Here is an 11863-nt window from a genome sequence, read left to right on the forward strand (position 1 = left end):
TCCATCCGTCCTGTCCGTCCTGTCCGTCCCATTCGCTCAACGCGGCCACGATCAGGACCTCTCCCCGTCGAAGGCCGCCCGCACGAGGTCGTCGACGTCCATGTCGTCGAACTCTCGCGCCGCGCCGCCCGCCGGCGGCTTTGTCCCGTTGTCCTGCGCGGCGAGCCCGAGCAGGGCCCTGAGCAGACCGGCCCGGCGCAACCGGGCCACCGGGATCGCGGCCAAGGCCTCGCGCACCATCTGCTCCTCGGCCTCGGGGCCGGTGAGTTCCCGCTCGTCCGGGAAGAGCCGCTCCCGCAGGTGGCGGGCGGTCTGTTCGGGCGTGGGGTGGTCGAAGATCAGCGTCGTCGGCAGCCGCAGCCCGGTGGCCGCACCGAGCCGGCCGCGCAGTTCGACCGCCGTCAGGGAGTCGAACCCCATCTGGAGGAAGCCCCGGCCGCCCTGCACGGCGTCCGGGGAGGCGAGCCCCAGGACCGTGGCCGCCTGCTGCCGCACCAGGTGCAGGAACGCCCGGTCCAGCTCCTCGGCGGGGAGCGCGGCCACCCGGTCGGCGAACGGCAGGCCGTCGTCCGCGCCCGCACCGCCGGGGCGCCGCCGGACCGGGACCAGCGCGCGCAGCACCGCGGGCACCAGCTCCGGTTCGCCCTCGGCGAGCATCGCCGCCGGGTCGAGCCTCATCGGCACCAGCAGCGGGTCCGGGGCGTCGAGCGCCGCGTCGAACAGCGCCAGACCTTCATCAGTGGGGAGCTGCCCGACCCCGGAACGCGCCATCCGCCGCAGATCCTGGTCCGACAGGCCGCCGGTGAGCCCGCTGCGCTGCTCCCACATGCCCCACGCCAGGGACGTCCCCGCCAGCCCTTCGGCCCGCCGACTGTGCGCGAGCGCGTCCAGGAACGTGTTCGCCGCCGCGTATCCGCTCTGTCCCGCGGTGCCCAGCACGCCGGCGGCCGAGGAGAAGAGCACGAAGGCCGACAGGTCCGCGTCCCGGGTCAGTTCGTGCAGGTTCAGCGCGCCGTCCACCTTCGGCCGCAGCACCGCCTCGACCCGCTCGGGCGTCAGCGAGGTGAGGACGCCGTCGTCCAGGACACCGGCGGCATGGACCACCGCCGTCAGCGGACGGTCTGCGGGGATCCGTGCCAGCGTCGCCGCCAGCGCGTCCCGGTCGGCCACGTCACAGGCCGCCACCGTCACCCGGGCACCCTGAGCGGTGAGTTCCTCCTCCAGCTCGGCCGCACCCGCCGCCCCGCGACCGCTGCGGCTGGTGAACAGCAGGTCGCTCACACCGTGCCGGGCCACCAGATGGCGGGCGACCAGCGCGCCGAGCCCGCTCGTCCCGCCGGTGATCAGCACCGTGCCGCCGGGTGTGAAGCGCGGCCCGTCGCCCGTCCCCGCGGCGTCCGCCGGGACGCGGGTGAGACGCGGCGCGTGCACCACGCCCCGCCGCACCACAACCTGCGCCTCGCCCGACGACAGCGCCGCCGGCAGCACCCGCAGCGACGCGTCGTCGCCGTCGACGTCCAGCAAGCCGAACCGGCCGGGGTGCTCCGACTGCGCCGACCGCAGCAGGCCCCACAGCGGGGCGTGCGCAAGATCGTGCGGCGCGTCCTCGCCCACCGACACGGCGTGCCGGGTGACGAAGACCAGCCGCGACGCGGCGAACCGCTCGTCGGCAAGCCAGCCCTGCGCCAGCGCGAGCGCGCGGTGCACGGCCTCCCGCACGTCCTCGGCCCGGCCGGTGTCTCGCCGGGTGCCGTCCCAGCACGGCACCAGGACCACCTCGGGCAGCACGGCCCCGGAGGCGACGGCGCCGGCCAGCGCGTCCAGGTCGTCGTAGCCGTCCCACCGCGTGCCGGACGGCTCCACGACGGCCGCCAGCTCCACACCACCCGGTTCCAGCACGGCCCAGGCGCCCGACGCAAAGGCCGGGGCCGCCGGGAGGGCGAGCCGTTCGCCGGTGATCCGGAACAGCGAACGGCGGCGCCCGCCGCGCGCGTTCTCCAGGCGTCTCGGCGACACGGGCCGCACCATCAGCGAATCGACCGAGAGCACCGGCGCGCCGGACAGGTCGGTCGCCGTCAGCGACACGGTGTCCGGGCCCGTCGCCGACAGCCGCACCCGCAGCGCCGCCGCCCCCGCGGAGTGCAGGGTGACGCCCTTCCAGGCGTACGGCAGCAGCGGGTCACCGGAGTGGGCCACCAGGCCGCCCAGGACGACCGCGTGCAGCGCGGCGTCGAACAGCGCCGGGTGCACCCCGTAGTTCCGGGCCTGGTCCTGGTCGGGAAGGCTCACCTCGGCGAAGAGGTCCCGCCCGTGCCGCCGGACCGCGCGCAGCCCCTGGAACGCCGGTCCGTAGCCGAGTCCGGCCGCCGCGAGCACCGCGTACCCGCCGTCCAGCTCCACCGGCTCGGCGCCCGCCGGCGGCCACTCGGCCACCGGCGCCGCCGGCGTGCCGCCGTGGACGCCGAGCACACCGACGGCGTGCCGCAGCCACGGAGTGTTCTCACCGGACTCACCTGTTTCACCGGACTCATCGGCCTTCTCCGGCCGCGAGTGCACCTCCACCGACCGGCGCCCGGTCTCGTCCGGTTCCTCGACCATCACCCGCAGCTGGACGCCGCCGTCCCGCTCGACGATCAGCGGCTCCAGGAGCGTGAGCTCCTCGACAGTGCCGCAGCCGGTGACCTGCGCTGCGCGCAGGACCAGCTCGGCGAGCCCGGTGCCCGGGAAGAGGACCGTGTCCAGCACCGTGTGGTCCGCGAGCCAGGGCTGTGCCTGCGCCGAGAGCCGACCGGTCAGGACCGTGCCGGCCGGGCTGGGCAGGGTGACCACGGCGCTGAGCACCGGGTGCGAGCTGCGCCCCAGACCCGCCGAGGTGACGTCGGCCGGCCCGCCGGAGCGCCGCAGCCAGTACCGCTCGCCCCCGAACGGGTAGGTCGGCAGCTCGGTCAGCCCGACGCGCCCCGGGAAGGTACCCGGCCAGTCCACCGGTGTGCCGCCGACGTGCAGCTGCGCGGCCGAGGTGAGGAAGCGCCGCAGTCCGCCGTCGTCGCGGCGCAGCGAACCCACCGCCACCGCGTGCGGGGCGTTCGCGGCGTCCATGGTCTCCTGGATCGCCACCGACAGGACGGGGTGCGGACTGGCCTCGACGAAGACGTCGAACCCGTCGTCGAGGAGGAGGCGCGTCACCTGTTCCAGCCGGACCGTCTCCCGGAGGTTGCGGTACCAGTACGCGGCGTCGAGCTGCGTGGTGTCCAGCTCCGTGCCGGTGACCGTGGAGTAGAAGGGGACGTCCGAAGGCATCGGGGAGAGGGGCGCCAGGTCCCGCAGCAGCTGCTCCCGGACCTGCTCGACCTGCGGCGAGTGCGAGGCGTAGTCCACCGGCAGCGTCCTCGCCCGGATCCCGTCGGCCTTGCAGCGCGCCACCAGCTCCTCCAGGGCCCGCGGATCACCGGCGACGACCGTGGACGACGCGCCGTTGACCGAGGCGACGGACAGCCGGTCCTCCCACCGGGCCAGCAGGGCGGACACGTCGTCCTCGCCCAGAGCGACGGACACCATGCCGCCCCGGCCGGACATCGCGGCCAGGGCCTTGCTGCGCAGGGCCACCGCGCGGGCCGCGTCCTGGAGCGTCAGCGCCCCGGCCACGCAGGCGGCGGCGATCTCCCCCTGGCTGTGCCCCATCACCGCGTGCGGCCGGACCCCCAGGGACTGCCACAGGGCGGCCAGGGACACCATGACCGAGAACAGCGCGGGCTGCACGACGTCCACCCGGTCCAGGGACGGCGCGTCGCCCGCGCCGCGCAGCAGACCCGTCAGCGACCAGTCCACGAAGGGGGCGAGGGCGGCCTCGCACTCCTGGATCCGGGCGGCGAACACCTCGCTGCCGTCGAGGAGTTCCGAAGCCATGCCCGGCCACTGCGACCCCTGGCCGGAGAAGACGAACACCGTCTTCCCGCGTGTCTGTGCCTCGCCCACGACGACCGAGTCCCGGTCACGGCCCTCGGCCAGCGCGGCCAGCCCCTCCAGCAGGGACTGCCGCCCGTCCCCGACCACGACGGCGCGGTGACCGAGCAGGGCACGGGTCGTGGCCAGGGAACGGCCGACGCCCGCCACGTCGAACCCGGGATCGCCGGCGAGGTGGGAGAGCAGCCGACGGGCCTGCGCGCGCAGCGCCTCGGCGGTCCTCCCGGACAGGGGCCAGGGCACAGCCGCCGGCGCATCCGGCGCGGGGCCGTCGGCGCGGGGCTCGCCGGCCGCGGACGGGGGCTGTTCGATGATCACGTGGGCGTTGGTCCCGCTGATGCCGAAGGAGGAGACCGCGGCCCGGCGCGGCCGGCCGGTCTCGGGCCACGGCTCGGCCTCGGCCATCAGCGACAGCCCGCTCTGCGACCAGTCGATCTCGGGGGTGGGCCGGTCGACGTGCAGCGTCCGGGGCAGCACCCCGTGCTTCATCGCCGCCACCATCTTGATGACACCGGCGATCCCCGCGGCGGCCTGCGTGTGCCCGATGTTGGACTTCACCGAGCCCAGGCGCAGCGGGCGGTCCGGCTCCCGCTCGCGCCCGTACGTCGCCGCCAGCGCCTGTGCCTCGATCGGGTCGCCCAGCTTCGTGCCGGTGCCGTGCGCCTCCACCACGTCGACGTCACCGGCCGACAGGCGGGCGTCGGCGAGGGCGCGCCGGATCACCCGCTGCTGGGAGGGGCCGTTCGGCGCGGTCAGGCCGTTGCTGGCGCCGTCGGAGTTGACCGCGGAGCCGCGGACGACCGCCAGGACGGGGTGGCCGCTTCGCCGCGCGTCCGACAGCCGCTCCAGCAGGAGCATGCCGACGCCCTCGCCCCAGCCGGTGCCGTCGGCGGACGCCGCGAACGCCTTGCAGCGGCCGTCCGGGGAGAGCCCCCGCTGGCGGCTGAACTCCAGGAAGATGTCGGGGGTCGCCATGACGGCGGCCCCGCCGGCCATGGCGAGCGAGCACTCGCCGCGCCGCAGGGACTGCACCGCCATGTGCAGCGCCACGAGGGACGAGGAGCAGGCGGTGTCGATGGTCAGCGCGGGACCCTCGACGCCGAGGGCGTAGGCGATCCGGCCGGACATGACACTCGCCGTGCTCCCGGTCAGGAGATAGCCGCCCAGTTCCTCGGGGGCCTGGCGCGGATCGGAGGGGTACCCCTGGGACGCGGCTCCGACGAACACCCCCACCGGGCTTCCCTTGAGGGACGTCGGGGCGACGCCGGCCCGCTCCAGCGCCTCCCAGGAGGTCTCCAGCAGCAGTCGCTGCTGAGGGTCCATGGCGAGGGCCTCACGCGGGCTGATCCCGAACAGCTCGGCGTCGAACCGTGCGGCGTCGTCGAGGAACCCGCCCACGCGCACGTACGTCGTCCCCGGCCGCACGCCGTCCGGGTCGTACAGCGCGTCCACGTCCCAGCCACGGTCGGCGGGGAACGGGGTGACCACGTCGGCCTCGTCGGCGACGAGCCGCCACAGGTCCTCCGGGCTCGCGATGCCACCGGGGTAGCGGCAGCTCATCGACACGATCGCGATCGGCTCATCGTCCCCGGGCGCGGCGCCCGGCACGGCGGCGACGGCCGCCTCGGTGCCCCGTAGTCCGGCCAGCAGATGCCGGGCCAGCAGGACCGGCGTCGGATGGTCGAAGATCAGGGTCGACGACAGCTGCTTCCCGGTGGCACCGCTGAGGCGGTTGCGCAGTTCGACGGCGGTCAGCGAGTCGAAGCCCGCCTCCTTGAACGTCGCGTCGGGGGTGACCCGGGTGGGGTCGGTGTGCCCGAGCACCGTCGCCGCGTGGGTGCGCACGAGGTCGAGGAGCAGCTGGTCGCCCTCGGCCTCGGACACGGTGGCCAGCCGGTTCTGCAGCCCGCCGGCCGCGGTGGGCCGTGCCGCGGCACGGCCCACCCGCCGCTTCGGTGTCCTGGCGAGGTCCCGCAGCATGTACGGGACCTCGTCGCCCGCCGCCCGGCGCAGCACCGAGACGTCCACCCGGGCCGGGACGACGGCGGCCTCGCCCGCCGCGACGGCCGCGTCGAAGAGCTCCAGGCCCTCGTCGTCCGACAGGGGCACCAGACCGGTGCGGCCGAGCCGGGCCCGGTCCACCTCGCCGAGCCCGCCGAGCATGCTGCCGGAGTCCTCCCACGGCCCCCACGCCAGGGAGACGGCGGGCAGACCCGCGGCCCGGCGCCGGCTCGCCAGCGAGTCCAGGACGACGTTCGCCGCCGCGTAGTTCGCCTGCCCCGCCCCGCCGAGCACCCCGGCCGTCGAGGAGAACAGGACGAACGTGGCCAGATCCGCGTCCCGGGTGAGCTCGTCGAGATGCAGCGCCGCGTCCGCCTTGGGACGCAGGACGGTGTCCAGCCGCTCGGGCGTCAAGGACCCGAGGACGCCGTCGTCCAGCACCCCGGCCGTGTGCACGACACCGGTCAGCGGGTGGGCCGCCGGGACCGAGCCGAGCAGGTGCTCCAGCGCGGCGCGGTCGGTGAGGTCGCACGCCGCCACCGTCACCTCGGCTCCCCGTGCGGTGAGGTCCGCCACCAGGCTGTCCGCGCCCGGTGCCCCGGCACCCCGGCGGCCGGCCAGCAGCAGGTGCCGCACGCCGTGCCGCTCCACCAGTCGGCGGGCCACCGCCGAGCCGAGCGCGCCGGTCCCCCCGGTGATCAGCACCGTCCCCTGCGGATCGAATCCCGACGGCACCGTCACGACCACCTTGCCGACGTGCCGTGCCTGGCTGAGGTACCGGAACGCCTCGGCCGCACGGCGGACGTCCCACACGGTCACGGGCGGCAGGCGCAGCACACCGCGCCCGAACAGCCCCATCAGGTCCGTCAGCATCGCCCGGATGCCGTCCGGCCCCGCGTCGACCAGGTCGAACGCCTGATAGCGCACCCCGTCGTACGCGGCCGCGACCACCTCGGGGTCCCGTACGTCGGTCTTGCCCATCTCCAGGAACCGGCCCCCCGCGGCCAGCAGCCGCAAGGACGCGTCGACGAACTCCCCCGCCAGGGAGTCCAGGACGACGTCCACGCCACGGCCCCCGCTGGTGCGCCGGAACTTCTCCTCGAACTCCAGCGTCCTGGACGAAGCGATGTGCCCCTCGTCCAGGCCCATCGCCCGCAGCGCGTCCCACTTCGCCGGACTGGCGGTCGCGTACACCTCGGCGCCCAGGTGCCGGGCCAGCTGGACGGCGGCCGTGCCGACGCCGCCGGCCGCGGCGTGCACCAGCACCGACTGCCCGGGGCGCAGTTTCGCGAGGGCGGACAGCGCGTAGTACGCGGTCAGGAAGACGGCCGGCACGGACGCCGCCTGCGGGAACGACCAGCCGTCCGGGATCCTGGCGACCATGCGCTCGTCGGTCACGGCGACCGGGCCGATCCCGCCGAAGACCATGCCGAGGACCCGGTCGCCGGGTGCCACCGACGTGACGGCGGACCCCACCTCCGTGACCACCCCGGCGCCCTCCACCCCGAGCGGCCCGGCCTCTCCCGGGTACATGCCCAGGGCATTCAGCACGTCACGGAAGTTCAGCCCGGCCGCGCGCACCGCCACCCGCACCTGACCGGGGCCCAGCGGCTGTTCGGCCTCCGGGTGAGGGACCAGAGCGAGACCGTCCAGGGTCCCGCCGCCGGAGTCCAGCCGCCAGGCGGGCGCCGCCGGCACGGACAGCGTGTCCTGCGGGCGCAGCCGGACCAGGCGGGGGACCTTCAACTCGCCGTCACGCAGGGCGAGCTGCGGCTCTCCGGAGGCGACGGCCTCGGCCAGCGCGCCGTACGAGGCATCCCGCCCGTCCACGTCGGCCAGGACGAACCGGCCGGGGTACTCCGACTGGGCCGTGCGCACCAGACCCCAGACGGCGCTCTGCGCCGGATCCGGCACGTCCTGTGCCTCCACGGCGACAGCACGCTCCGTCATGAGGACCAGCCGGCTGCCGGCGTGCCGCTCGTCGGCCAGCCACGCGTGCACGAGCCCGAGTGCCCGGTGAGCGGCCGACCGCACCGCGTCCGCGTCGTCGGACGCGGGCAGGCCGTCGGCGCGGCAGGGCACCAGCACCGCGTCGGGGACCCGCCCGCCTGCCTCGCCCGCCCGCAACAGCGCGGCCAGATCCCGGTGCACCCCGGCGGGCGCACCGCCCAGCCGCGCGGCCAGATCCCCCGCGCCCGCGCCCGCGACCGCCCAGTCCGGCGCCGCGCCACGGGCCGTCGGCGCCGCGCGTGTCTCCCAGTCCGTCCGGAACAGCCGGTCGTGCACGGCGCTCCCGGCCCCGTCGATCCGGTCGCGGGACGCCGGGCGCAGCACCAGCGCGTCGGCCGACAGCACGAGCGCACCCGTCTCGTCCCAGGCCACCACGGAGACCGCGTCCTCACCCGCCGGCGCCAGCCGCACGCGCAGGCTCGCGGCGCCGACGGCGTGCCGGGTGACACCGCGCCAGACGAACGGCAGCAGGGCCCGGTCCCAGCCGGGGAGCACGACACCCAGCGCGACCCCGTGCAGGGCCGAGTCGAGCAGCGCGGGATGCGCGCCGAACTCTTCGGCCCCGGCACCGTCCGGCAGACCGGCCTCCACGAACAGCTCGTCTCCGCGCCGCCAGGCCGCCCGCAGCCCCTGGAACACCGGCCCGTACTCCAGGCCGGTCTCCGCCATCGAGGGGTAGAGCCCGGTGACGTCCACCGCCTCCCCGCCGTGCGGGGGCCACACGGCCAGGTCCTCGGGTGTGGGGGCGCCCGTCCGTGCGAGGACGCCGGTGGCGTGCGGGGTCCACGGCTCGTCGTCCGCCGCGCCGTCCGGCCGGGAACGCACGTCCAGCGACCGCCGTCCGGACTCGTCCACGGCGCCCACCCGCACCCGCAGGTCGACCGCGCCCTGTCCGGGCAGCACGAGAGGCGTGTGGAACGTCAGTTCCTCCACCTGCTCGCAGCCGGCCCGTTCCCCGGCGTGCAGGGCCAGTTCGAGGAAGGCGGTGCCGGGAAGCAGCGCCCGGCCGAACACCTGGTGATCGGCGATCCAGCCGTGGCCGGCCGTCGAAAGCCGTCCGGTGAGGACCAGTTCGTCGTCGGCGAGGGACACCACCGCGCCGAGCAGCGGATGACCGTCCGCGGCGAGCCCCGCGGAACCGATGGCGGCCGACGGCGCCGGCGCGTCCATCCAGTAGCGGCGCAGCTGGAAGGCGTAGGTGGGCAGGTCGCACGGCCGTGCGCCGCTCGTGACGTAGAACGCCGTCCAGTCGACCGGGACACCACGGGTGTGCAGCCGGGCCAGCGCGGTGGTGAGGGCGAGTTCCTCGCCTCGGTCCGAGCGCAGCGCCGGCGCCAGGTCGGAGTCCGGCGCGGTGAGCGTGTCCCGGCCCATGGCCGACAGCACGCCCTCGGGGCCCAGTTCCAGGAAGGTGCGGACACCCCCGGCCTCCATGACCCGCAGCGCGTCCGCGAACCGCACGGTCCCCCGGGCGTGCCGGACCCAGTACTCCGGATCGCGGATCTCCTCGCCCGTGATCTCCTCGCCGGTCAGCGCCGACACGACCGGCAGAACGGGGGAGTGGAAGGACAGCCCGCCGACGACCCTGCGGAACTCCGGCAGCATGGCGTCCATGAGCGGCGAGTGGAAGGCGTGGCTGACCGTCAGCTCCTTCGTCTTGCGCCCCTCGGCGGCGAAGTGCGCGGCGACCCGACGCACGGCCCCGGCCTCCCCGGAGACCACCACGGAGGACGGGCCGTTCACCGCGGCCAGGCCGATCAGGTCCGCGTGCCGGGCCACCAGCGGCAGCACCTCCTCCTCGGTCGCCTGGACGGCGACCATGGCGCCGCCCTCCGGCAGGGCCTGCATCAGCCGGCCCCGCGCCGCCACCAGCGCTGCCGCGTCCTCCAGCGAGAACACCCCGGCCACGTGGGCGGCGGCCACCTCACCGATGGAGTGGCCCGCCACCCGGTCCGGGTGGACACCCCAGTGGGCGAGCAGCCGGAAGAGCGCGACCTCCAGCGCGAACAGCGCCGGCTGGGTGTACTCGGTCCGGTCGAGCAGCGCGCCCGCGTCCGGCGCCCCGAACACCACCTCGCGCAGCGGCCGCTCCAGATGCGGGTCCAGCGCCGCGCACACCGCGTCGAACGCCTCTGCGAACACCGGTGAGACCGCGTGGAGTTCACGCCCCATCCCGGCCCGCTGACTGCCCTGGCCGGTGAAGAGGAACCCGAGCTTCCCGGGTGTCACCGTGCCCGGGGTGACCCTCGGATCGGGATGGTCCTCGGCGAGCGCCGCCAGCCCCTGGACCAGCTCGTCGCCGCTGCCCGCGACGACGGCGGCCCGGTGGGGCAGGGCCGCCCGCGTGGTGGCGAGCGCGTGCCCGACGTCCGCAGGGTCGAGCGGGCCGCGCTCCTCCAGCCAGGCCAGCAGCGCGCGCGCCTGGCCCCGCAAGGCGTCCTGGCTCCGGGCGGACAGCACCCACGGCACCACGCGGAGCGGAGCGGAGGCGGCCGGGGGAACGGCGGAGTCGGCGGCGGGCGCCTGCTCCAGGATCACGTGGGCGTTGGTGCCGCTGATCCCGAAGGACGACACCCCGGCGCGCCGGGGCCGCCCGGTGTCCGGCCAGTCGACGGCCCGCGTCAGCAGTTCCAGGTGCCCTGCCGACCAGTCCACGTGCGGCGTCGGCTCGTCGACGTGCAGGGTCTGCGGCAGCACGCCGTGCTGCATCGCCAGCACCATCTTGATGACGCCGACGACCCCGGCAGCCGCCTGGGTGTGCCCGACGTTGGACTTCACCGAGCCCAGCCACAGAGGTTCGGCGCGGTCCTGCCCGTACGTGGCCAGGAGCGCCTGCGCCTCGATCGGGTCGCCCAGGGTGGTGGCCGTGCCGTGCGCCTCGACCGCGTCGACGTCCTGCGGGGCCAGCCGCGCGTCCGCCAGCGCCTGCCGGATCACCCGCTGCTGGGAGGGGCCGTTCGGCGCGGCGAGGCCGTTGCTCGCACCGTCCTGGTTCGTCGCGCTGCCGCGCACCACGGCCAGGACCCGGTGGCCGGCCCGCCGGGCGTCGGACAGCCGCTCCAGCAGCAGGACACCGACGCCCTCGGACAGCCCCGTGCCGTCCGCCGCCGCCGCGAAGGACCGGCACCGCCCGTCCGCGGACAGCCCGCGCTGCCGGCTGAAGCCCTGCAGCTGTGCGGGCGTGGTCATCACGGTGACACCGCCCGCCAGCGCGAGGGAGCACTCGTCCCGGCGCAGCGCCTGGCACGCCGCGTGGATCGCCACCAGCGACGCCGAACAGGCGGTGTCGACGGTCACCGCGGGGCCTTCCAGGCCGAGCGTGTACGAGATGCGGCCGGAGAGCACACTCGCCGCCCCCGCGGTCAGGAAGTACCCCTCGTACTCCCCGAGGTCGGCCGGCCGGACACGCGTCGCGTAATCCTGGAACGCCGTTCCCAGGAACACGCCCGTGCGGCTGCCGTGCAGCGCCGTCGGGTCGATTCCGGCCCGCTCCAGCGTTTCCCACGACGTCTGCAGCAGCAGCCGCTGCTGCGGGTCCATGGCCACCGCCTCGCGGGGGCTGATCCCGAAGAACTCCGCGTCGAATCCGGCCAGGTCGGTGAGGAAACCGCCGTGGCGCGTGTAGATGGTGCCGGGCCGGTCCGGGGCCGGGTCGAACAGCGCGTCGAGGTCCCAGCCCCGGTCCGCCGGGAACTCGGACACGGCGTCGCCGCCCGCCGCGATGAGCTGCCAGAACTGCTCCGGGCTGCGCACATCGCCCGGGAGGTGACAGCCCATGGCGACGATGGCGATCGGCTCGTGCCGCGCGGCGGCCAGGTCCTCGTTCTCCCGCCGGAGCCGTTCCGTCTCCTTCATGGACGCGCGCAGGGCATCGACGATCTTGTCCGGC

The 11863-nt window shown here is 75.6% G+C and carries 1 protein-coding gene; it reads right to left on the reverse strand.

Annotation, left to right across the window (positions count from 1 at the left end):
- Positions 1-51 precede the first annotated feature (51 nt).
- The gene (locus ACFVSN_RS13045; protein WP_387955282.1) at positions 52-11853 is read right to left on the reverse strand and encodes an SDR family NAD(P)-dependent oxidoreductase; all 11802 of its coding nucleotides are present in this window, start codon (positions 11851-11853) and stop codon (positions 52-54) included.
- Positions 11854-11863 lie beyond the last annotated feature (10 nt).

This window comes from Kitasatospora sp. NPDC057904 (genome assembly GCF_042887925.1).
Taxonomy (GTDB): domain Bacteria; phylum Actinomycetota; class Actinomycetes; order Streptomycetales; family Streptomycetaceae; genus Kitasatospora.